Origin of the sequence: Pseudomonas sp. B26(2017), assembly GCF_002113045.1 — a bacterium.
Classification (GTDB): domain Bacteria; phylum Pseudomonadota; class Gammaproteobacteria; order Pseudomonadales; family Pseudomonadaceae; genus Aquipseudomonas.
This window is the reverse complement of sequence record NZ_NEJJ01000001.1, coordinates 212,610-232,998: the sequence shown is the minus strand read 5'-3', so window position 1 is coordinate 232,998 and position 20,389 is coordinate 212,610. Positions and strand designations below refer to the sequence as shown.

The 20,389-nt window shown below is 59.0% G+C and carries 25 protein-coding genes and 1 pseudogene; 17 read left to right on the top strand and 9 right to left on the bottom strand.

From position 1 onward, the window contains the following. Nucleotides 1-107 precede the first annotated feature (107 nt). Nucleotides 108-671 carry an alkyl hydroperoxide reductase subunit C gene (gene ahpC, locus CAF79_RS00980; protein WP_003224621.1) on the bottom strand — a complete coding sequence of 188 codons (564 nt, stop codon included), beginning with the start codon at nucleotides 669-671 and terminating at the stop codon, nucleotides 108-110. A 136-nt stretch (nucleotides 672-807) separates the two neighbouring features. Continuing rightward, nucleotides 808-1,746 carry a site-specific integrase gene (locus CAF79_RS00975; protein WP_085696019.1) on the bottom strand — a complete coding sequence of 313 codons (939 nt, stop codon included), beginning with the start codon at nucleotides 1,744-1,746 and terminating at the stop codon, nucleotides 808-810. 177 nt (nucleotides 1,747-1,923) lie between these two features. Here CAF79_RS00975 and CAF79_RS00970 point away from each other — a divergent pair, with 177 nt between their 5' ends. Then, nucleotides 1,924-2,928 carry a DNA-binding protein gene (locus CAF79_RS00970; protein ID WP_085696018.1) on the top strand — a complete coding sequence of 335 codons (1,005 nt, stop codon included), beginning with the start codon at nucleotides 1,924-1,926 and terminating at the stop codon, nucleotides 2,926-2,928. Here the strand turns inward: CAF79_RS00970 and gorA are convergent. From gorA to galU, 4 genes are all read right to left on the bottom strand, one after another. Next, a complete protein-coding gene (gorA, locus tag CAF79_RS00965; RefSeq protein ID WP_085696017.1) occupies nucleotides 2,925-4,283 on the bottom strand; it encodes a glutathione-disulfide reductase in 1,359 nt (452 codons plus the stop codon). The genes CAF79_RS00970 and gorA overlap by 4 nt on opposite strands. 94 nt (nucleotides 4,284-4,377) lie before the next feature. Then, nucleotides 4,378-4,692: a hypothetical protein gene (locus CAF79_RS29370; protein ID WP_256579208.1), complete on the bottom strand. Its 315-nt coding sequence runs from the start codon at nucleotides 4,690-4,692 to the stop codon at nucleotides 4,378-4,380. Further along, the gene (locus tag CAF79_RS00960) at nucleotides 4,671-5,906 is read right to left on the bottom strand and encodes an MFS transporter (RefSeq protein ID WP_256579207.1); all 1,236 of its coding nucleotides are present in this window, start codon (nucleotides 5,904-5,906) and stop codon (nucleotides 4,671-4,673) included. Before CAF79_RS00960 ends, CAF79_RS29370 begins: the two co-directional genes overlap by 22 nt. A gap of 273 nt (nucleotides 5,907-6,179) precedes the next feature. Then, nucleotides 6,180-7,019, bottom strand: coding sequence for a UTP--glucose-1-phosphate uridylyltransferase GalU (galU, locus tag CAF79_RS00955; protein ID WP_007958937.1), 840 nt, complete (start codon nucleotides 7,017-7,019; stop codon nucleotides 6,180-6,182). A gap of 246 nt (nucleotides 7,020-7,265) precedes the next feature. On the opposite strand from galU, the gene CAF79_RS00950 reads away from it, so the two are divergent. Both CAF79_RS00950 and CAF79_RS00945 read left to right on the top strand, forming a co-directional pair. Then, nucleotides 7,266-7,454, top strand: coding sequence for a hypothetical protein (locus CAF79_RS00950; protein ID WP_085696016.1), 189 nt, complete (start codon nucleotides 7,266-7,268; stop codon nucleotides 7,452-7,454). Between the two features lie 140 nt (nucleotides 7,455-7,594). After that, on the top strand, nucleotides 7,595-7,891 hold the full coding sequence (locus tag CAF79_RS00945) for a hypothetical protein (protein ID WP_085696015.1): 297 nt from the start codon (nucleotides 7,595-7,597) through the stop codon (nucleotides 7,889-7,891). 2 nt (nucleotides 7,892-7,893) lie between these two features. Here the strand turns inward: CAF79_RS00945 and CAF79_RS00940 are convergent, their stop codons facing one another. Together CAF79_RS00940 and CAF79_RS00935 are read right to left on the bottom strand one after the other, a co-directional pair. Further along, nucleotides 7,894-8,124: a hypothetical protein gene (locus CAF79_RS00940; RefSeq protein WP_011334337.1), complete on the bottom strand. Its 231-nt coding sequence runs from the start codon at nucleotides 8,122-8,124 to the stop codon at nucleotides 7,894-7,896. Between the two features lie 72 nt (nucleotides 8,125-8,196). Beyond that, nucleotides 8,197-8,553: a hypothetical protein gene (locus CAF79_RS00935; protein ID WP_085696014.1), complete on the bottom strand. Its 357-nt coding sequence runs from the start codon at nucleotides 8,551-8,553 to the stop codon at nucleotides 8,197-8,199. Between the two features lie 211 nt (nucleotides 8,554-8,764). Here CAF79_RS00935 and CAF79_RS00930 point away from each other — a divergent pair, with 211 nt between their 5' ends. The 5 genes from CAF79_RS00930 to ada all read left to right on the top strand — a co-directional run bounded on the left by CAF79_RS00930 (nucleotide 8,765) and on the right by ada (nucleotide 11,900). Further along, nucleotides 8,765-9,067, top strand: coding sequence for a DUF1883 domain-containing protein (locus tag CAF79_RS00930; RefSeq protein ID WP_007958929.1), 303 nt, complete (start codon nucleotides 8,765-8,767; stop codon nucleotides 9,065-9,067). 34 nt (nucleotides 9,068-9,101) lie between these two features. Further along, on the top strand, nucleotides 9,102-9,272 hold the full coding sequence (locus CAF79_RS29055) for a hypothetical protein (RefSeq protein ID WP_170929678.1): 171 nt from the start codon (nucleotides 9,102-9,104) through the stop codon (nucleotides 9,270-9,272). A 90-nt stretch (nucleotides 9,273-9,362) separates the two neighbouring features. After that, the gene (locus CAF79_RS00925; protein WP_085696013.1) at nucleotides 9,363-10,076 is read left to right on the top strand and encodes a 2OG-Fe(II) oxygenase; all 714 of its coding nucleotides are present in this window, start codon (nucleotides 9,363-9,365) and stop codon (nucleotides 10,074-10,076) included. A gap of 5 nt (nucleotides 10,077-10,081) precedes the next feature. Continuing rightward, complete coding sequence (gene alkB, locus CAF79_RS00920; RefSeq protein ID WP_085696012.1) at nucleotides 10,082-10,744, top strand: DNA oxidative demethylase AlkB; 663 nt, start codon at nucleotides 10,082-10,084, stop codon at nucleotides 10,742-10,744. A gap of 88 nt (nucleotides 10,745-10,832) precedes the next feature. Beyond that, nucleotides 10,833-11,900, top strand: a complete 1,068-nt coding sequence (gene ada, locus CAF79_RS00915) for a bifunctional DNA-binding transcriptional regulator/O6-methylguanine-DNA methyltransferase Ada (protein ID WP_085696011.1) — start codon at nucleotides 10,833-10,835, stop codon at nucleotides 11,898-11,900. A gap of 166 nt (nucleotides 11,901-12,066) precedes the next feature. Here ada and CAF79_RS00910 read toward each other — a convergent pair whose 3' ends face one another. Further along, a complete protein-coding gene (locus tag CAF79_RS00910; RefSeq protein WP_085696010.1) occupies nucleotides 12,067-12,606 on the bottom strand; it encodes an alcohol dehydrogenase catalytic domain-containing protein in 540 nt (179 codons plus the stop codon). Nucleotides 12,607-12,820: 214 nt separating this feature from the next. Here CAF79_RS00910 and CAF79_RS00905 point away from each other — a divergent pair, with 214 nt between their 5' ends. The 9 genes and pseudogenes from CAF79_RS00905 to CAF79_RS29615 all read left to right on the top strand — a co-directional run. Next, complete coding sequence (locus CAF79_RS00905; RefSeq protein WP_085696009.1) at nucleotides 12,821-13,882, top strand: nitronate monooxygenase family protein; 1,062 nt, start codon at nucleotides 12,821-12,823, stop codon at nucleotides 13,880-13,882. Between the two features lie 173 nt (nucleotides 13,883-14,055). Then, nucleotides 14,056-14,811: a molybdate ABC transporter substrate-binding protein gene (modA, locus tag CAF79_RS00900; RefSeq protein WP_085696008.1), complete on the top strand. Its 756-nt coding sequence runs from the start codon at nucleotides 14,056-14,058 to the stop codon at nucleotides 14,809-14,811. After that, nucleotides 14,812-15,492, top strand: coding sequence for a molybdate ABC transporter permease subunit (modB, locus tag CAF79_RS00895; protein ID WP_007958914.1), 681 nt, complete (start codon nucleotides 14,812-14,814; stop codon nucleotides 15,490-15,492). It abuts the gene before it with no gap. Nucleotides 15,493-15,495: 3 nt separating this feature from the next. Next, nucleotides 15,496-16,575 carry a molybdenum ABC transporter ATP-binding protein gene (modC, locus tag CAF79_RS00890; protein WP_085696007.1) on the top strand — a complete coding sequence of 360 codons (1,080 nt, stop codon included), beginning with the start codon at nucleotides 15,496-15,498 and terminating at the stop codon, nucleotides 16,573-16,575. Between the two features lie 73 nt (nucleotides 16,576-16,648). Further along, nucleotides 16,649-17,686, top strand: coding sequence for a DNA topoisomerase IB (locus CAF79_RS00885; protein ID WP_085696006.1), 1,038 nt, complete (start codon nucleotides 16,649-16,651; stop codon nucleotides 17,684-17,686). A 143-nt stretch (nucleotides 17,687-17,829) separates the two neighbouring features. Beyond that, nucleotides 17,830-19,455, top strand: a complete 1,626-nt coding sequence (locus CAF79_RS00880; protein WP_085696005.1) for an ABC-F family ATP-binding cassette domain-containing protein — start codon at nucleotides 17,830-17,832, stop codon at nucleotides 19,453-19,455. A 71-nt stretch (nucleotides 19,456-19,526) separates the two neighbouring features. Next, nucleotides 19,527-19,760 (top strand): hypothetical protein, encoded by a 234-nt coding sequence (locus tag CAF79_RS00875; protein WP_085696004.1) that lies wholly within the window; start codon nucleotides 19,527-19,529, stop codon nucleotides 19,758-19,760. 117 nt (nucleotides 19,761-19,877) lie between these two features. Beyond that, entirely contained in the window at nucleotides 19,878-20,108 is a 231-nt protein-coding gene (locus tag CAF79_RS00870) for a hypothetical protein (protein ID WP_085696003.1), read from the top strand. A gap of 83 nt (nucleotides 20,109-20,191) precedes the next feature. Next, a pseudogene (locus CAF79_RS29615) lies at nucleotides 20,192-20,374 on the top strand (hypothetical protein); the annotation flags it as partial. Nucleotides 20,375-20,389: the final 15 nt, after the last annotated feature.

Here is a 20,389-nt window from a genome sequence, read left to right as displayed (position 1 = left end):
TGAGGCGAAAAAAAGCCCGAGCGAATCTCGCCCGGGCTTTTCTATTGGGCGGTGCAGCTTACTTGAGTAGGTGCGGAGTTCCGCCCTGTATTGCGTGTGTCACAGACTTAGATCTTGCCGACCAGGTCCAGGGACGGAGCCAGAGTGGCCTCGCCTTCTTTCCACTTGGCCGGGCAAACTTCGCCTGGGTGAGCAGCAACGTACTGAGCAGCCTTGATTTTGCGCAGCAGCTCGGAAGCGTCGCGGCCAACGCCGCCATCGTTCAGTTCAACGATTTTGATTTGGCCTTCAGGGTTGATCACGAAGGTGCCACGATCCGCCAGACCAGCTTCTTCGATCAGCACGTCGAAGTTGCGGGAAATGACATGGGTCGGGTCGCCGATCATGGTGTATTCGATTTTGCCGATAGCTGGCGAAGTGTTGTGCCAGGCAGCGTGGGCAAAGTGGGTGTCGGTCGAAACGCTGTAGATCTCTACGCCCAGTTTCTGGAAGGCGGCGTAGTTGTCAGCCAGGTCTTCGAGTTCGGTTGGGCAAACGAAAGTGAAGTCGGCCGGGTAGAAGAACACTACGGACCATTTGCCTTTCAGGTCAGCGTCCGAGACTTGTACGAAGTCGCCGTTTTTGAACGCGGTAGCTTTGAACGGTTTTACTTGGCTGTTGATGATAGGCATTGATGACTCTCCGTCAGGGTTGTGAATTCGATGGGTGAATCCTACCCAGTCACTCGACGGATGGCTCATTGGCAAACCTGATGCTGCTGATTTGTTTTCGCTATTAGCTGAGGATATTAATAGAAGAAAACGATATCTACGGCGACAGCGGCTTATCCGTAATCCGGGCCATCCCGTGAAAAGGGCTCGCTTCAACATAGCGCATGGCGGACTTCATATCCTTCCAGCCGACGTAACTCATCAGTGACTTGAGATCCCAGCCGCTTTGATGGGCCCACGTTGCAAAACCTCGTCGCAGAGAGTGACTCGTGTAGCGCTCGGCGGAAATTCCGGCGCGCTCCAGAGCCTGACGCAGCAACGGAATCACACTGTTGGCGTGCAAGCCCTCCTCACTCAGATTGCCCCACCGGTCCACGGCGCGAAACACCGGGCCGCGTACGAGCGCAGCCTCGCTTATCCATTCGATATATGCCTGCACAGGGCACAACTTCAACAGCGCCGGGGCCTGATAGGTTTGCCCGATGTTTTCCCGATCACCCTTGCTGCGCGGCAGGTACAAAGTGATGCCGCTGCCAGCGTGCGCCTGCACATGCTCGATCTGCACCCGACACAGCTCATCGCTGCGAAAGCCGCGCCAGAAGCCCAGCAGGATCAATGCCCGATCGCGGCAGGCCCGTAACAGCACTGGTCGATCCTGTTTTTCCCGCGCCTCCCTCATTTCCTGCTCAAGCCAGGCGACAGTCTGTTCCAGATCTCGCAATTGCAACGGCTCGGCCTGCTTCTCCTGGGCGGGATGCAGGGCACGAATGCCCTTGAATACTTTGCGCACCACCGGGGACTTGGTCGGATCAGCGAAGCCCTGACTGTTGTGCCACTGCGCCAGCGCCGACAGACGCAACTTGAGCGTATTGACCGACAGCACGCCAGCATGTGCCACCAGATACCGGGCGATGCTGTCCGCTGTCGCTGGCAGAAACCCGCCCCACACGGACTCGAAATGCTCGATGGCCGCGCGATAACTGCGGCGGGTGTTGTCACGGGTAGCGGCTTGCAGGTAGCGATCGATATCGCTCATGGGCTGATTTTCTCGTTGCGTACTGAAGGTTTGATCGGAAATCGATTTTATGGGTTTCACATGGGGTAATACCAGTATATCCCGTCCGTTTATCGGTGCTTATTTCACTTTAATTTCAACGTGGTACACTGCGTACTTTAGTGGCATGTACCACAGTACGAAATGGTAGGAGCAGATATGGCCCGTGGCGGCGTCAATAAAGCAGTAGTCCAGATCGCGCGCGCAGCGATTCTCGCCCGTGGCGAACACCCCAGCATCGACGCAGTACGCATCGAACTGGGCAATACGGGTTCAAAAACCACAATTCATCGCTACCTGAAGGAACTGGATGACGGCAGCGAACCGGCCGATCCGTCGGCAGAACCTGTCGATGACGAACTCCTCGCCCTCGTCACACGCCTCGCCCAGCGCCTGAAAGAACAGGCGCAGGAGCCGATTGATCAGGCACGCGAGCAGTACGAGCACCAGCGTCAGGCACTGGAAAACGAGCTGAATCAGCTTCGTCAGGATCATGCGCAGCTGGAGAAGAAGCACGACATTCAGGCTGCCGCGCTGGCCAAGGAATCCGAAGCCCTGAGCGATACCCGCTCGATGCTGCAGACCGAGCAGACCCGCAACGCCGGACTGAATCAGGCGCTGGCCGATTTTGAATTGCGCTTGCAGGACAAGGACGAGCAGATCCGCTCGCTGGAAGAGAAGCACCTGCACGCCCGCGATGCGCTTGAACACTACCGCAACGCCATCAAGGAGCAGCGTGAGCAGGAGCAAAGCCGTCACGAGACGCAGGTGCAGCAGTTGCAGATGGAGTTGCGCCAGGCGCAGCAAAGCGCCCTCGTACGTCAGGACGAAATCACCCAGCTGCACCGCGACAACGAACGCCTGCTGACCGAAAATCGCGGCACCGTGCGCGAACTGAGCCTGTTGCAGGATCAGCTCAAGCACAGTAATCAGCGTCAGGATCAATTGCTGGAGCAAGCGTCCCGCGTCGACAGTGAACGCACCCTCCTCCAGGAACGTCTGCGCGTGGCCCTGCTGGAAAGTCAGACGCTCAAGCAGAACGTCGATGAGCAGTCGCAGCTCAATCAGTCATTGGAAAAAGAATTAACCAAGGCGCAAGACAGCCTGCGCCTGGCTACTACCGCTGAGGCAGCGCCAGACGCAGCCCAACCGAAAAAGACTTAAGCGCCGACCGGCGTACGCATTGTGACAAACTCTTCGGCCGCCGTCGGATGCACTCCGATGGTGTCGTCGAAGTCACGCTTGGTTGCACCAGCCTTCAAAGCGATTGCCAGCCCCTGCACGATCTCGCCAGCATCCGGGCCAACCATGTGACAGCCCAACACCTTGTCAGACTTGCCATCGACCACCAACTTCATCAGCGTGCGCTCCTGGCAGTCCGTCAGGGTCAGCTTCATCGGCCGGAAGCGGCTTTCGTAGATCACCACGTCGTGACCCGCCTCCCGCGCCTCTTCTTCAGTCAGGCCGACGGTGCCGATGTTCGGCAGACTGAACACTGCCGTCGGGATCATCTTGTAATCCACCGGACGGTATTGCTCAGGCTTGAACAGACGCCGCGCCACTGCCATGCCCTCAGCCAGCGCCACCGGCGTCAACTGAACACGACCGATGACATCGCCCAGCGCCAGGATTGAAGGCTCGGTGGTTTGAAACTGCTCATCGACCTTGATGAAGCCTTTGTCGTCGAGCTGCACATCGGTATTTTCCAGCCCCAGGTTGTCCAGCATCGGACGTCGGCCGGTGGCATAGAACACACAATCGGCTTCCAGCACGCGACCATCCTTGAGGGTTGCTTTCAGGCTGCCATCTGATTGCTTGTCGATACGGGCAATGTCGGCATTGAATTGCAGATCCAGGCCACGCTTGGTGAGTTCTTCCTTCAAGTGCTTACGAACCGAACCGTCGAAACCGCGCAGGAACAGATCTCCGCGATACAGCAACGTCGTATTGGCGCCCAGACCATGGAAGATTCCGGCGAATTCGACGGCGATGTAACCGCCACCGACGACCAGTACACGCTTGGGCAGCTCTTTGAGGAAGAACGCCTGGTTCGAGCTGATCGCATGCTCATGCCCCGGAATCTCGGGGATCTGCGGCCAGCCACCGGTGGCGATCAGAATATTCTTCGCGGTGTAGCGCTCGCCGTTGACCTCGACTTCGTGCGGGCCAACGATTTTCGCGTGAGCCTCATGCAGGGTCACGCCGCTGTTGACCAGCAGATTGCGATAAATGCCGTTCAGGCGATTGATTTCGCGATCCTTGTTGGCAATCAGCGTGGCCCAGTCAAAATCCGCCTCGCCCAGTTGCCAGCCGAAACCAGAGGACTGTTCGAAGTCTTCGGCAAAGTGGGCGCCGTACACCAACAGTTTTTTCGGTACGCAACCAACATTGACGCAGGTGCCGCCCAGATAACGGCTCTCGGCCACCGCTACTTTTGCGCCGAAACCTGCCGCAAAACGCGCAGCGCGCACACCGCCGGAACCGGCGCCAATCACATAAAGGTCAAAATCGTAGGCCATTTCTATCTCCTCGGCAGGAGATCAGCATACCCGCAGATGCTTATTGAGCAAGTCTCTACTGCAAGGGGACGGGCAATACCGGGAGGTTCTACCGTTAGCATTTGATTAATGGCTTTCTGCCGGTTGATTTTTTGGCAGCCGCAACGTATGCCAGGCGATCAGAATCGCTACGAGCGCCAGGCCGAAAGCGAGCCAATGCCAATGCAATTCCGCCCGCAAATGCACTTCCCGCCTGCTGCATCAACTGTTGCGCTTGATCCCCCGCCAACCCCGTCGCCACATGATGAGCGCCAGCCAGCGTTTCACTTGCCAGCATCGTCTGAACATCGCTCAAAAACGCTGGAAGCTGCAGGTCTGCTCGGTAGTGAGCCGTCACCAGGCCGCCAATCAGAGTAGTACCCAGCACCACGCCAACTTCATAGGCTGTTTCACTGATGGCGGATGCCGCCCCTGCCTTCGCCGGGGGCGCTGCACATCATTGGAAACCGTAGCGATCGCCCCCACTCCGATGTTGAGCAACGCGAACGCCACTACCAATACCGCAAGACTGCTGCCCATGCTGGCCACCAGCAAAAAGGCCGCACCGGTGAAAGCCACCAGAATCGGTATCAGTACATGCACCGGCATGCGCTGCGCGACTGGGACGACTGCCACTCCAACCATAATCGCCATGATTTGCCCCGGCACCAATGCAAGGCTCGCACTCAAGGGCGCCATTTGCAGAACAATCTGCAAAAACTGAGTCGTGAAGAAAACGAAGCCGACAAGAAACGCAAGACTCATCAAATTGATAAGGACTGATCCGCTGAAGGCGCCATTGCTGAACAGGGTCATGTCCATCAGGGGTACAGGAAGACGCAACTGGCGACGTACGAATATCCAGCCTGCCAGTGCACCTACCAGAAAGGTGCCAAACACAACACCGTCAATGCCCTCACTGGCGCCATGCTTGATGCTGTAAACGATACAACCCAGTGCGACCATCGACTGAAGGATGCTGATCGGGTCCAGCGGACCCGACACATCACGCTCTGATTCAGGGAGCAACAGCGGCCCCAGTACTAACAATGGAATCAGGACGGGTACCGCCAACAGAAAAATCGCGCCCCAATCAAAGAACTGCAGCAACACCCCTCCCACCAAAGGCCCTAGTGCCGAGCCGACAGTCAGCGTCGTTGCACAGATCGCTACTGCCACTCTGCGCTCTTCTCGATCCTCAAACACCGAACGTATCAATGCCAGCGTGGAGGGCATCAACATCGCGCCGAAAATCCCCATACAAGCCCGCCCGATAATCAGCTGCATCGATGTTGCGGAATATGCGGTCAGCACCGAGACCACCACAAACCCGAACGAGCCGATAAGCAGCAACTTACGGTGCCCCACCCGATCACCCAGGCTACCCATCGAAACCAGCAGTCCTGCGAGAACCAACGAATAGGCATCAATCATCCACAGCTGCTGGCTGGCCGTCGGACGCAAGGCTTCGGCGATTTTGGGTAACGCGAAACCCAATACGGTGTTATCAACGGTCACCAGCAGCACTGGCAACATGAGCACCGCCAGCCCTGACCAGCGTCTGGCACTTGATCTTCGTGTTGCAGCCATATTCTTTAACGCCACAAGCAACACTCCTTATTGCTGGAGAATAAATTTCACAACTGTCCTTCGACGATCATGAAACGCGGTCCTCCGCACCTCCCTGGCGAAGACGAGTCGGTTCAGCAGCGAACATGCAGGCTGACAATCGAACATTTGTTTCACATTGCATCCTGAATCGAATCGAGATGCGCTATTTCTCCCCACAAACGCAAACGCCCCGAACATGTCGGGGCGTTTGTTTTTAGCATCACACGATTCAGACCGTGTGACGTACCTTCAGACAGTCAGGCGCTATCAGTACGCCTTGCCAGTCTTGTAGAAATTCTCGAAGCAGAAGTTGGTTGCCTCGATGTAGCCTTCAGCACCGCCGCAGTCGAAACGCTTGCCCTTGAACTTGTAGGCCATCACGCAGCCGTTCTGGGCTTGTTTCATCAGGGCGTCGGTGATCTGGATTTCCCCGCCCTTGCCTGGCTCGGTCTGTTCGATCAGGTCGAAAATGTCCGGGGTCAGGATATAGCGGCCGATGATCGCCAGGTTCGACGGTGCGTCTTCCGGCTTTGGCTTCTCGACCATGCTGTGTACGCGGTAGATGTCGTCGCGGATCATTTCGCCAGCGATCACACCGTACTTGCTGGTTTCCTGCGGATCGACTTCCTGGATGGCAATGATCGAGCAGCGGAACTGCTTGTACAGCTTGACCATCTGGGTCAGTACGCCGTCGCCTTCGAGGTTGACACACAGGTCGTCTGCCAGCACCACAGCGAACGGTTCGTCACCGATCAGCGGACGACCGGTCAGGATCGCGTGGCCCAGGCCTTTCATTTCGGTCTGACGAGTGTAGGAGAACGAGCACTCGTCCAGCAGCTTGCGGATACCGACCAGGTATTTTTCCTTGTCGGTGCCTTTGATCTGGTTTTCCAGTTCATAGCTGATGTCGAAGTGGTCTTCCAGGGCGCGCTTGCCACGACCGGTCACGATGGAGATTTCGTTCAGGCCAGCATCCAGAGCTTCTTCGACGCCGTACTGGATCAGTGGCTTGTTTACCACCGGCAGCATTTCTTTGGGCATGGCCTTCGTCGCTGGGAGGAAGCGAGTACCGTAACCGGCTGCTGGGAACAAGCATTTCTTGATCATATAAGTCCTTGAAAGGGCTGTGTGTACGAGTTTCGGCGCAGTCTAATCAGGCGGCGTGCACCTTACAATGCCCCGCACTGGCTAACCGATGTCAACATAGAGAAATATTCTCGCGGATAGTTCAATCCGCACACAAAGGCTGCGAAATCAGCGTAGTCCAAAGATCCAGGAATACCTCATCGACCTGCGCCAGTCGCCGATTTACCGTTATCATGACGCCTTTGAAACAGCCAACGAGGCAGTGAGATGTCCGCAGCAAAAATCATCAATGGGTACAGCGTCGCCAAGGCGAAAGATGGCCAGTGGCATATCACCGCCGCCAACGGCGAAGATGTGTCCGGTCCGTTGCCCACTGAAGCGATGGCGATAGAGGTGGCCGCGGTGCTTGATTACACGCCTCCTGCACCGAAGCGTCGCGGCAAGGACCAAGACTGATCGGCAACCACGAATCTCGGCCCTGCCTTCGCGCAGGGCTTTTTTTGGGCTGTGCGCAAAGAACTGGCCAATCGCTATAACCTTTTCATGCCGGCGCTGTCATAGCGTCTAGCCCCCTCCTCCTCGAAGACGACATTGCCATGATCAACCGCCCCTTCATCAGTTTTCTACCCCTGATTGCGCTCGCGGCCCTGGCCGGCTGCGCCACATCGCAGACCACCTACCTGAACAACGGCGAACAGGGTTTGAGCATCGACTGCTCCGGCGAAGCCAATTCCTGGGCCAGCTGTTACGAAAAGGCTGATGCATCATGCGCCGGAACCGGCTATCGCATTGTCGGGACTGAAGGCACACCGGCGCCCAAGGAAGACGACAAGACGCTGGGCGTAGATGTCGGCAACTACAAAACCCGTAGCGTAGTGGTGGTATGTAAGTAGCCTTACATGTGAATTTCGGCGAATTTGATCCCCAGCCCGCGCACGACCTCGATCAGGTCATCGAGTCGGTTGAAGGATTCGACTTCGTCGTTATCGTCCACCAGAAAATAACTGCGACCGGCACTTTTCTTGAAGAACACGATCCACTCTCCCGGATTTGCCGGGTTCTGGATCACATGGGTAGCCGCAATGAGCCCTTCCTTGTGTCGCTCCCGCACCTGCTCTCTCTTCATTCACCTCTCCAGAAATGACAATGCCGCCACAGCAATGCTGTGACGGCATCAATGCTGACGGCGGACAGTCTATCAGCCGGAAATACAGGCAGTGGCGGCTTTGCGCACATCCCATGGACGCAGCGGCACATTGGACATCCGTTCATGCAGCTTGATGCTGCTGCCACCGGAGCGATCCTCGATATCAAACACTGCGGCGGGACCTGATCCCAGCTTGCCCGGAACGATGACCCGGACTTCGTCCTCGTGCCGCTCGACCTGCAGGGCGCCCCGGCTGCCGGACAGCTTCTCGGCCAGGCATTCAGCATACTCATGGGGCTTCTTACCGGAAATGACGTTCATGGTCGGCAGTGTTTCATTGATTTCCGAAACACTTGCGCAACCACCCATTGCCAATGCCAACGGCAGAATCACCACACCCCACTTCATACAAAACCTCCGATAAAGACCCTCCGACAGCACGAATGCCGTTTTTCTCCAAGGCCCATTGCATTTAATCCACATCGAATCGTGAATATCTGTTTTTAATTGTCAAAGCGGCGCCCGACGGCCGGATAATAACCTGTCCGGGCTGATAAACTGCGCCAATCGACAATGCTATCGTTTTGATTTTGTAGAAAAAGCCCTTCTGGAGGCGCCCATGAAATTCATTCACCAGCGCGAGCACCTCAACGAAGACGACATCGTCGTCATTCAATGCTCGCAAACCTGCAATATCCGCTTGATGAACGACGCCAACTTTCGCAGCTTCAAGAATGGCGGCCGTCACACCTATCACGGTGGTGCTTTCGACACGTTCCCGGCCCGTATTACCGCGCCGAGCACCGGCTTCTGGAACATCACCATCGACACCGTCAACCGCCGTGCGATCAGCGTGACCCGCAAGCCGACCCTGACGCACTCGATCAAGATCATTCGCCGCTCGAGCTCCAAACTCAGCTGAGCAACTCCGCCAACGCAGACAGGTAAGCATCAACGTGGCCCAAACGACCAAATACGTGATCAAGTACAAACTCAACGGTGAACGCCGTTTCGAGTTCGCCCAACTGGAAAAGGGCACGCCGGAAGAAGCCAAGGCAGCACTGGATGCCTTGCACGGCCAGAGCGACGATGTGATCAGCGACATCAGCGTCAGCAAGGCCCTGTAAACCCGGATGACAATTCGACCGCAAGCGGCGGAGTGTTCCGAGCGGGTGGACGGCCCACACTGAGACCTGAATGCAAGCCAAGGAATCAGCATGTCACGCTCATCCGTCTCTCCGCTCGATGCGCTCGACTGGATCGCCCTGGAGCAGCAACTGGACCAGGACGGTTGCGCGGTCGTCCGTACGCTGCTGCGCCCGGACACCTGTGATCGATTGAGTGCGCTTTACCCACAAAGTGAACCGTTTCGATCCCAAGTCATCATGGCCCGCCACGGTTTCGGGCGCGGGGAATACAAATACCTGCGCTATCCGCTTCCGCCCGTGGTCGAACGCCTGCGCAGCGCGCTCTACCCGCGACTTGTACCTTTGGCCAACCGCTGGCATGAGCGAATGGGGCTGCCTGAACGCTTTCCAGAACAGCACAGCGAATTTCTCCATCGCTGCCACGCTGCCGGTCAATTGCGGCCTACCCCGCTCTTGCTGCAATACGGCCCGCAGGACTACAACTGTCTGCATCAGGATCTGTACGGTGAACATGTCTTTCCGCTGCAAGTGGCGATTCTTCTGTCAGAACCTGGCAAAGATTTCACCGGCGGCGAGTTCGTTTTGACTGAACAGCGCCCGAGAATGCAGTCGCGCCCGCTGGTGATGGACCTGAGAAAAGGCGACGCGCTGATCTTTGCCGTCAACCAGCGCCCGGTCAAAGGCACGCGCGGCGACTATCGAGTAAGCATGCGCCACGGCGTCAGCCGATTGCACAGCGGAACACGGCATACTCTGGGCATCATTTTCCACGACGCGACCTGACGATCATGCAAACCACCTTCGACCTGTTCGCCGACACAGAATCCGAACAGCCCCGGCGCACCGAACAGATCGGTGAACAATCCTGGGTGCTGCGCGGCTTTGCCCTTCCACAAATCGAGCAGTTGTTGCCGGCCCTGGAATCGATCATCGCTCGCGCCCCGCTGCGCCACATGATGACGCCCGGGGGCTTCAGCATGTCGGTGGCCACCAGCAGTTGCGGAGCAGTGGGCTGGATCACCGATCGCAGCGGCTACCGCTATTCATCCGAAGATCCCGTGAGCCATCAGCCCTGGCCGGCCATGCCCGAAGTGTTTCGCGAGCTGGCCCAGACGGCAGCGAAAAGCGCCGGATTTGCCGACTTCGTTCCGGACTCCTGCCTGATCAATCGTTATGTCCCAGGCGCAAAGATGTCGCTGCATCAGGACAAAGACGAAAAAACCTACGAAGCGCCGATCGTTTCGCTGTCTTTGGGCCTACCCGCAACGTTCCTGTTCGGCGGTTTCGCACGCGGCGACAGGAGCCAGAAAATCTCGCTGCTGCACGGCGACATGGTGATCTGGGGTGGTGTAGACCGGCTGCGCTACCACGGGATCCTGCCGATCAAGCCCGGCCGGCATCCGCGCCTGGGCGAGCAGCGTTTCAACCTGACGTTTCGTACCGCTGGATAATCCTGCAAAGTTTGACCGCAAGGGTCGGAGTGTTCCGGCCGGTGGCACTGGTTAACCTGACATTCAACAGGTCAACGGACTCTCCATCATGAAAACGCTTTCCACCTCGCTGAACACTGAAGACGATCCACGGTGGGCCGCTGTCGTGGCACGCGACCCTCGGGCAGACGGCCAGTTTGTCTATGCCGTGAAAACCACCGGCATCTATTGCCGCCCCAGCAGCCTGGCGCGCTTGCCGAAACCGCAGAACGTCGAGTTCTTCGACACCGCCGAAGAAGCCGAGGCAGCGGGCTATCGCCCCAGCAAACGGGCGAGCAAGGATCAGACCGAAGTCGCTGCTCAGCATGCCGCCACCGTCGCGGCAGCCTGTCGCCAGATCGAAGCGTCGGACAGCCTGCCGGCACTCAACGATCTCGCCGAAACCGCTGGCCTGAGCGCCTTCCACTTTCATCGCGTCTTCAAGGCCGCAACGGGTCTGACCCCAAAAGGCTACGCCGCCGCACATCGCTCGCGCCGGGTCCGTCAGCGTCTGGCGGACGGCGGCTCGGTGACCGAGGCGTTGTATGACGCCGGTTTCAATTCCAACAGCCGTTTCTACGAGGCCGCCGATCAGGTACTGGGCATGAAACCCGGCGACTTCCGCGCAGCCGGGCAGAACAACGACATCCGCTTCGCCGTCGGCCAGTGCTCGCTCGGCGCCATTCTGGTGGCGCAGAGCGCGCGCGGAATCTGCGCGATTCTGCTGGGGGACGATCCGCACCAACTGGTGTGCGACCTGCAGGACCAGTTTCGCCGGGCCAACCTGATCGGTGCCGATGCCGAGTTCGAACAACTGATCGCTCGCGTCGTCGGCTTTATAGAGGCGCCTGCCATCGGCCTGGATTTGCCGCTGGATGTGCGCGGCACGGCGTTTCAGGAACGTGTGTGGCAGGCGCTGCGCGAAATTCCGGTCGGCAGCACCGCCAGCTACGCGGACATCGCCTTGCGTATCGGCTCGCCAAAAGCCGTGCGCGCAGTGGCCCAGGCTTGCGGCGCCAACAGCCTCGCGGTGGCCATTCCGTGCCACCGCGTGGTGCGCAGCGACGGTAACCTCAGCGGCTACCGCTGGGGCGTGGAACGCAAGCGAGAGCTGTTGCTGCGCGAAACGCAGGTTTAACGCAGCGATGTAAATCGCCACCGATTCGGGGCCCGACAGGCCTCGAAGTCGGTGGCAAATTTTCCGCTTTCGATCCGGTTCGTCTCGACGTCTGCTGACGGCTCGGTCACCGCAATCCCGGCGGTGACATCGAATGCTCCGGGCGGGCCGCGATGGCGCTGAGGTCTCAGCGATTGACGTCGACCACAACCCGTCCGCGCAACTGACCCGCGAGCAACTTCGGAGCCGCCTCAAGAGCTTCGCCGAGACCGATTTCATGGCTGATCAGTGGCAACAGCGCAAAATCCAGATCCTTCGCCAGACGATTCCAGGCCTCGATGCGGCGAGCCTTGGGCTGGGTCACGCTGTTGATCCCGGCCAGCGTCACGCCACGCAAAATGAACGGCGCCACAGACGCCGGGAAATCCATGCCCTGAGCCAGACCGCATGCGGCCACGGTGCCTTCGGCCCGGGTACTGGCGCAGGCATTGGCAAGCGTGTGGCTGCCGACTGAATCGATGACGCCCGCCAGATCAATCCCCGGAACCATCGGGAACTTGCGCACCACCGGGCTGCTACCGGTGATCGCCAGGCCGTCCTTGAAATTCAGCGTGCTGTACGCGACACGAACCGTCACATCGCCCGCAGGCAACTGCTCGTCATCAATCTCTTGCAGGTTGGCGCGATAACCGCTGTCGTCTTTGTCGATCAAAATGCCTTTGAACATGACTGCCTCTCACGGGTGGAATTCAGGATGTCGAGGGATTGGAATAGCACACGGCAACATTTTGCCCCACTCGACCTTTAGCCAATCGGGCCCGAACGCCCAGCCAGCGCCGGCTGTTCAAGCTACAAATCTGTGCTGGTCTTGGGAGTGGCTTTGCGTTAAAAAACCGGCTGCTACCGTCCCTGCCCTGTTTTGTCGTCGGAGAAGCTATCCCATGAGCCAATGGCCTGATACCCGCATTCTTGACCTTTTCGGCATCGAACTGCCGATCATCCAGGGCCCCATGGCCGGTGCCACCAATTCTTCGATGGTCATCGCAGCGTGCAACGCCGGTGGCCTCGGTTCGATGCCGGCTGCGATGCTGACCATCGAGCAACTGCGCGAAGAGCTGAAGACCATTCGCCAAGGCACGAACAAGCCGTTCAACGTCAACTTCTTCTGCCATCAACCGCCGGCCGCCGATGAGCAAAAGGCGCGAGAGTGGAAAAATCTGCTGGAGCCCTACTATCGCGAACTGGGTGTCGATTTCGATGCGCCGACGCCGGTGTCCAACCGTGCGCCCTTCGATGCGGCCGCCTGCGAGGTGCTGGAAGAATTTCGCCCTGAAGTGGTGAGCTTCCATTTCGGCCTGCCGGAAAAAGCCTTGCTGGATCGGGTCAAGGCCACCGGCGCGAAAATCCTCTCGTCGGCAACCACCGTCGACGAAGCAATCTGGCTGGAGCAGAACGGTTGCGACGCGATCATCGCCATGGGTTACGAGGCCGGAGGTCATCGCGGGATGTTCCTCAGCGCTGACCTGAGCAGTCAGGTCGGTACGTTTGCGCTGGTGCCGCAAGTGGTCGATGCGGTGAGTGTGCCGGTGATTGCTGCCGGTGCAATTGCCGATGCACGCGGCGTGGCAGCAGCGTTCATGCTCGGCGCTTCGGCGGTTCAGGTCGGCACGGCGTATCTGTTTACCCCGGAAGCGAAAGTCAGTGCTTCGCACCACAAGGCCTTGCGCACCGCCAAGGAAAGCGAGACGGCGGTAACCAATCTGTTTACCGGGCGTCCGGCACGGGGGATTCTCAATCGAGTGATGCGCGAACTGGGCCCGATGTCGGACAAGGCCCCTGCCTTTCCGCTGGCTGGCGGTGCCTTGATGCCACTGCGCGCAAAAGGCGAAGCCGAATTCAGTAACCTGTGGGCCGGTCAGGCGTTCACGCTCGGCAAAGACCTCGGCACTGCTGAACTGACCCGGCAACTGGCTGAAGGCGCGCTGGCAAAATTGACGCGGTGATCTACCCGAGCGAGTGAGGAGCGTGACGCCCTCACTCGGTTTAAAAGCAGTGCTTCCCGTTTGGCGGCATTTCGCTATATATTTCACTATATAGCGTTGCACCCCATCGTACGGCGCAGTCTATCCCTCCAATAACAACTGCCCACTGCACTTGCCATTCACGGAGCCGTTACATGATCAATCGTGCCACCCGCTTTGCCCCTGTCCTGTTCGCGGTATTCGCCATCGGCGCCGCCCAGGCCGACGAAGTGCAAGTCGCCGTCGCGGCCAACTTCACCGCACCGATCCAGGCGGTTGCCGCCGATTTCGAAAAAGACACCGGACACAAGTTGGTCGCTGCCTATGGCGCCACGGGCCAGTTCTACACCCAGATCAAAAATGGCGCGCCGTTCGACGTGTTCCTCTCGGCCGATGACACCACCCCTGAAAAACTCGAGAAAGAAGGCGACACCGTCAAGGGTTCGCGCTTCACCTACGCCATCGGCACCCTGGCACTGTGGTCGGCCAAGGAAGGTTACGTCGATGCCAAAGGCGACGTCCTGAAGAAAAACGAATATCAGCACCTGTCCATCGCCAACCCGAAAGCCGCCCCTTATGGTCTGGCCGCCACTCAGGTGCTGGAAAAACTGAATCTGACTGAGGCCACCAAAGCCAAGATCGTTGAAGGCCAGAACATCACCCAGGCTTACCAGTTCGTGTCCACCGGCAACGCCGAACTGGGCTTCGTTGCCCTGTCGCAGATCTACAAGGACGGCAAGGTCAGCAGCGGCTCGGCGTGGATCGTTCCAGCGAACATGCACGACCCGATCAAGCAAGACGCGGTGATCCTGAACAAAGGCAAAGACAACGCCGCTGCCAAGGCGCTGGTTGATTACCTCAAGGGCCCGAAAGCCGCTGCGGTCATCAAGTCCTACGGTTATCAGCTGTAAATGTCGCTGACGAGTGCCGATTTCGCGGCGATATGGCTGACCCTGAAGCTGGCGTCTCTGACCACCGCAATCCTGCTGGTCGTCGGCACTCCGATTGCCTTGTGGTTATCGCGCAGCCGTTCCTGGCTGCGCGGCCCCATCGGCGCGATTGTCGCCCTTCCATTGGTACTGCCACCGACGGTCATCGGTTTCTATCTGCTGCTGGCCCTCGGCCCCAATGGCTTCATTGGCCACTTCACCCAATGGCTGGGGCTCGGCACCTTGACCTTCAGTTTCACCGGACTGGTGATCGGTTCGGTGCTCTATTCCATGCCGTTCGTGGTGCAGCCATTGCAAAACGCCTTCTCCGCGATCGGCACTCGCCCACTGGAAGTGGCCGCGACATTACGCGCCAATCCCTGGGACACCTTCTTCAGCGTGATCCTGCCGCTGGCGCGTCCCGGCTTCATCACTGCAGCGATCCTTGGCTTCGCCCACACCGTTGGTGAATTCGGCGTGGTGCTGATGATCGGCGGGAATATTCCCGACAAGACCCGGGTGGTTTCCGTACAAATCTACGACCACGTCGAAGCCATGGAGTACGCCCAGGCGCACTGGCTGGCCGGGGCGATGCTGGTGTTTTCGTTTCTGGTGTTGCTGGCGCTGTATTCCAGCCGCAAGACCCGCGCGGGCTGGAGCTGATCGATGATTGATGCACGTCTGAAACTGGCCTGGTCAGGCTTCAGCCTCGATGTTGACCTGCAGATGCCCGGTCGCGGTGTGACAGCGCTGTTCGGTCAGTCCGGTTCGGGCAAGACCACTTGTCTGCGCTGCATCGCCGGGCTTGAGCGTGCGCCGCACGCCTTTATCCGCATCAATGACGAAGTCTGGCAGGACAGCGAAAAAGGCATTTTCGTGCCGCCGCACAAACGCGCGCTCGGCTATGTGTTTCAGGAAGCGAGCCTGTTTCCGCATCTGTCGGTACTGGCCAATCTGCAGTTCGGCCTCAAGCGCATTGCCAGGGCACAGCGCCGGGTCGACTTGACCCAAGCCACCGAACTGCTGGGGATCGGCCACTTGCTCGATCGCCACCCGCAACACTTGTCCGGCGGTGAGCGTCAGCGTGTCGGCATCGCTCGCGCATTGTTGACCAGCCCCCGGCTGCTGCTGATGGATGAGCCTTTGGCAGCCCTCGACAGTCAGCGCAAAAGAGAGATCCTGCCTTACCTGCAACGCCTGCACGACGAACTGGAAATCCCCGTGCTGTATGTCAGCCACGCGCAGGACGAAGTGGCCAGGCTCGCCGACCATCTGGTGCTGCTCAGCGACGGCAAAGCGCTGGCCAGCGGCCCGATTGGCGAAACCCTGGCACGGCTCGACCTGCCCCTGGCCATGGACAACGACGCTGGCGTGATCATCGAAGGCCAGGTCAGCGGGTACGATGCCGACTATCAATTGCTCAGCCTGCAACTACCGGACTCGCCCCTGAACATTCGCGTGACCCACGCGCCGTTGGCGAAGGGCCAGAGACTGCGATGCAAGGTTCACGCGCGGGACATCAGCCTGACCCTGCAAAACAGCGAATTCAGCAGCATCCTCAATCGCCTGCCGGTCACAGTCGTCAGCGAGCAACCAGCCGATAACGCTGCGCACGTGCTCATCCGCCTCGATGCCGGGGGAACACCGTTGCTGGCGCGCATCACTCGGTATTCTCGGGACCAGCTTGGCGTGCATCCGGGCCAGTCATTGTGGGCACAGATCAAGGCTGTCGCGGTACTGGCTTAAATCCGCGGGCACGACCGTCATGGCGCGCGGTCAATGGCTTTAACAGCCTGATTTGCCGCGAAGGAAGTCCGCCATGCCCGATACTGTGCTCACCGAAGTGTTGCCTTCTGATCTGCATTACGTTGATGACACGCAGCCCGGTATCACCCGCAAAAAGTTGCGCGGAAAATTCGCCTACTTCGATCCCGAAGGCCAGCGCATCACCGATCCTGACGAAATCAAACGCATCAACGCGCTGGCCGTTCCACCGGCCTACACCGACGTGTGGATTTGCGCCGACCCGCGCGGCCATTTGCAAGCCACCGGCCGCGACGCCCGTGGACGCAAGCAATATCGCTATCACCCGCGCTGGCGCGAAGTACGCGACGCGGATAAGTATTCACGCCTGCGCGAGTTCGGTCTGGCGCTGCCCAAACTGCGTAAACAGCTGGAGAAGCTGCTGGCAGCGCCGGGTTTCAGCCGCGACAAAGTCATGGCCACGGTCATCACGCTGCTCGACGCCACGCTGATCCGCGTCGGCAACACGCAATACGCCCGGGACAATCGCTCCTACGGCCTGACAACCCTGCGCAGCCGGCATGTCGAGGTCAACGGCAGTGCGATCCTGTTTCAGTTTCGCGGCAAGAGCGGTATTGAACACCAGATCACGGTGAAGGACCGGCGACTGGCTCGCATCATCAAGCGCTGCCTGGAAATTCCGGGACAGAACCTGTTCCAGTATCTGGATGAAAACGGCGAGCGGCACACTGTCAGTTCCTCTGACGTCAACACCTACCTGCAAACCCTGACCGGTGCAGATTTTACCGCCAAGGATTATCGGACCTGGGCCGGCAGCGCCCTCGCTCTGGCGGTCCTGCGGGAACTGCAATGGGAGTCCGAGACCGAGGCCAAGCGGCATGTGGTCGAGATGGTGAAGGGAGTCGCCCGCCAATTGGGCAACACGCCGGCAGTCTGTCGCAAGTGCTATATCCACCCGGCAGTGGTCGAACACTTCATGCTCGGCGCCCTGGCCGAGTTGCCGAAACCGCGCATCCGCAAAGGCCTGCGCAAGGAGGAAGTTGCGTTGGCGCTGTTCCTCGAGCGCATGGCCGAGCAAGCAGGCGCGCCTTGAAGCCTGCGCCCATCTCGACTAGGCTACGCCCTCTTACCTCCCCAGGACGATCGCAGAAGTGAACAACTAAGCCTTCAAAAATGTAATCGCGACACGCCGGTCATGGCGCTTGTCAGTGTTCACAACATTTTTTGGAGGCGCCGATGACTCACGTCTCGCGTACGCCTGCTCTCGTCTCCCTGAATCAACTGGGTTTTCAGTTCGCCAATGGCGAGACGATTTTCACTGCACTCAATCTGAAATTCGATCACACCCCGACCGCCATCGTTGGGCGCAACGGCGTTGGCAAAAGCATACTCGCGCGCCTGATCGCAGGACATTGGCACCCCACCAGCGGCAGCGTGACGCGCGCCGTGGCGACAACCTATGTGGCGCAAAACGTTGTCGCGACACACGGCCAGACGGTCGCCGAGTCCACCGGCTGCGCCGCGATTCTTCGGGCTCTGGAGCGGATGAATCAGGGCTGCGGATCAGTCGAGGATTTCGAACTTATTGGCGAACAATGGGATCTGGCAGAGCGGTTGCGCCGCTTGCTCGATGACTCAGGACTGAGCGAAGTCGCCTTCACCGACAAGACCGGCAACCTCAGCGGCGGCCAGCAAGCGCGGATTGCCCTGATTGGCGCTTTTTTGAGTCAGGCTCCGCTGCTGGTTCTGGATGAGCCGACCAACCACCTGGATGCATCCGGACGCCAATGGCTGATGAACTCGCTTGAGCGCTGGCACACCGGTTTGATCGTCGTCAGCCATGATCGGCAACTGCTCGACCGGATGCAGCGGATCGTCGAGCTGAGCGCGTCGGGCGCCGTTGAATTCGGTGGTAATTATTCGGCGTTCCGCGAGCATCAGCGAATTCATCAGGCGGCTGCGCAGGCTCGTCTCGACCACGCCAGAAGCGAACGCCAGCGCGAGCGGGTTCGATTACGGCGCGAACACGACACGGTACAGCGCCACGCCGCCAACTCCCGTCGCAACGCCGAAACCGCCAACATTGCCAGTTTCGAATACGTGGCGATCAAGGGCGCGGCACGGGAAATCATGGGGCATGTCCGTCAGGGTCATAAGGCCCGCAAGTCAGAACTCGACGCCCAGGTGCGCGAGGCTTACGCAAAGGTGCAGCCTGAGGACAGTGTGCAGATCAATCTGCCCGGCAGCGCCGTGCCGAACAACCGACAGATCTGCACGCTGATTGACGCTCGGCTGCCATGGTTGCCGAACGATGCGCTGAATCTTGCGATCCATGGCCCGATGCGCATCGCTGTCAGCGGGCCAAACGGCTGTGGCAAATCAACGCTGTTGAAAGTGCTCGCCGGGGAACTGACACCTGTCGATGGTACTGCCACAACCCACGTGCCCTTCGCGTTCCTGGATCAGCAATTGGCGCAACTGGACGATCAGCGCTCTATCACCGAGCAACTGATGATGCAGGGAGCCGCGCTCACTGAGGGCACTCTGCGCAGCTATCTCGCGCACTTGCAACTGGATGCGAGCCGCGCCACGGGTCTCAGCGCGGCATTGAGCGGTGGCGAGCGTCTGAAAGCGGCATTGGCGCTGGCCTTGTGGCGAGCGGATCCTGCGCAGCTGTTGCTGCTGGACGAACCGACCAACCATCTGGATCTGCAATCGGTGGAAGCATTCGAACGAGCGTTGCAGACATTTCCGGGCGCCATTGTCGCCGTTTCCCACGATCAGCACTTCCTTGAGGCGTTGAATCCGACCCACTGTCTGCGCTGGCACCGATCAGGCTGGCAACTGCAACCGACGAACTGACTTGCCTATTTTTTGCACGATCGGTCAGGGCTTCTATAGTTGATCTGGTACGAATCAGCTGCGGTGACGCCATGGAAGACATATTCGTCGTGAAGCGCTGCAACAAGATCGTCATCCACGGTCGGCGCGCAGGAGAAACCCTCCATGAGCCCGCCGAAGCCCAAGGCTGGTATCGCATCAGCGACACGCGAACCGGCGGTTTCATCGGCGATGGCTACGATCGGGAAGAGGACGCCCGCAAGGAATGTCATCGGCTCAACGCCGCCAGCTCGCGAGTGACCGCACCCGAGTCTTCGGGCCGATAGCGGTCATTTACGGGTCTATACTCAAAATCAGCTGAAGGAGCAGCGCCCCAACGGCAGAAAGCTCGCCCTCGCGAGCTTTTTGCTGCCACCGAGCGGATTAATGAACGGAGGTGTTCCATGTCCGAAAAAGAGTCCATCACCACTCTCCTTACCTTGCTCGAGGCCAGGGAGGCGCGTCTCGCGGCAGCCTGCAAAGAGATCGCCGACTGGGTCGACCATCAAGGCGGACACCCTACCGCCCTGCGCATCCGCGACCGGTTGAACGATATCGAAAAGGATACCCCGCTGATTCGCAGCACCCTGTCATCGCTCAAACCGATCGACCGGCCGTTGCCACGCTTCAGGTAGGACATCGGTTCACCTGCTGCATGAAAGAACGTCTTGGAGGTGTGTAAGGTCAAACCCTTTACACGTCACCAAGGAGACGTCTCATGGTCCTTCATTTCAAAGTAAACGGGCATCTGGCCTGTGGGCACAAGGGCAACAACCTCTCCTCGAGCAGCGAACTCAATCGAGTGAAGTGCCGCAGCTGCCGCAATACCGACGCATACAAGGATGCCCGCAAAGAACAGCGCAATGCAGCCCGGCGCGCGGCTCGTCATTCCAGGACTGCAAGACAGGGACCTGAC

Coding starts and splice junctions, on each gene's coding strand:
- CAF79_RS00880 (WP_085696005.1), top strand. CDS start 17,830: ATGACTCACGTCTCGCGTACGCCTGCTCTCGTCTCCCTGAATCAACTG.
- CAF79_RS00950 (WP_085696016.1), top strand. CDS start 7,266: ATGTCCGCAGCAAAAATCATCAATGGGTACAGCGTCGCCAAGGCGAAA.
- CAF79_RS00935 (WP_085696014.1), bottom strand. CDS start 8,553: ATGAAGTGGGGTGTGGTGATTCTGCCGTTGGCATTGGCAATGGGTGGT.
- CAF79_RS00875 (WP_085696004.1), top strand. CDS start 19,527: ATGGAAGACATATTCGTCGTGAAGCGCTGCAACAAGATCGTCATCCAC.
- ada (WP_085696011.1), top strand. CDS start 10,833: ATGAAAACGCTTTCCACCTCGCTGAACACTGAAGACGATCCACGGTGG.
- CAF79_RS00925 (WP_085696013.1), top strand. CDS start 9,363: ATGTCACGCTCATCCGTCTCTCCGCTCGATGCGCTCGACTGGATCGCC.
- CAF79_RS00905 (WP_085696009.1), top strand. CDS start 12,821: ATGAGCCAATGGCCTGATACCCGCATTCTTGACCTTTTCGGCATCGAA.
- CAF79_RS00940 (WP_011334337.1), bottom strand. CDS start 8,124: ATGAAGAGAGAGCAGGTGCGGGAGCGACACAAGGAAGGGCTCATTGCG.
- CAF79_RS00910 (WP_085696010.1), bottom strand. CDS start 12,606: ATGTTCAAAGGCATTTTGATCGACAAAGACGACAGCGGTTATCGCGCC.
- CAF79_RS00945 (WP_085696015.1), top strand. CDS start 7,595: ATGATCAACCGCCCCTTCATCAGTTTTCTACCCCTGATTGCGCTCGCG.
- modA (WP_085696008.1), top strand. CDS start 14,056: ATGATCAATCGTGCCACCCGCTTTGCCCCTGTCCTGTTCGCGGTATTC.
- gorA (WP_085696017.1), bottom strand. CDS start 4,283: ATGGCCTACGATTTTGACCTTTATGTGATTGGCGCCGGTTCCGGCGGT.
- CAF79_RS00885 (WP_085696006.1), top strand. CDS start 16,649: ATGCCCGATACTGTGCTCACCGAAGTGTTGCCTTCTGATCTGCATTAC.
- alkB (WP_085696012.1), top strand. CDS start 10,082: ATGCAAACCACCTTCGACCTGTTCGCCGACACAGAATCCGAACAGCCC.
- modB (WP_007958914.1), top strand. CDS start 14,812: ATGTCGCTGACGAGTGCCGATTTCGCGGCGATATGGCTGACCCTGAAG.
- CAF79_RS00970 (WP_085696018.1), top strand. CDS start 1,924: ATGGCCCGTGGCGGCGTCAATAAAGCAGTAGTCCAGATCGCGCGCGCA.
- CAF79_RS00975 (WP_085696019.1), bottom strand. CDS start 1,746: ATGAGCGATATCGATCGCTACCTGCAAGCCGCTACCCGTGACAACACC.
- modC (WP_085696007.1), top strand. CDS start 15,496: ATGATTGATGCACGTCTGAAACTGGCCTGGTCAGGCTTCAGCCTCGAT.
- ahpC (WP_003224621.1), bottom strand. CDS start 671: ATGCCTATCATCAACAGCCAAGTAAAACCGTTCAAAGCTACCGCGTTC.
- CAF79_RS00870 (WP_085696003.1), top strand. CDS start 19,878: ATGTCCGAAAAAGAGTCCATCACCACTCTCCTTACCTTGCTCGAGGCC.
- CAF79_RS00930 (WP_007958929.1), top strand. CDS start 8,765: ATGAAATTCATTCACCAGCGCGAGCACCTCAACGAAGACGACATCGTC.
- galU (WP_007958937.1), bottom strand. CDS start 7,019: ATGATCAAGAAATGCTTGTTCCCAGCAGCCGGTTACGGTACTCGCTTC.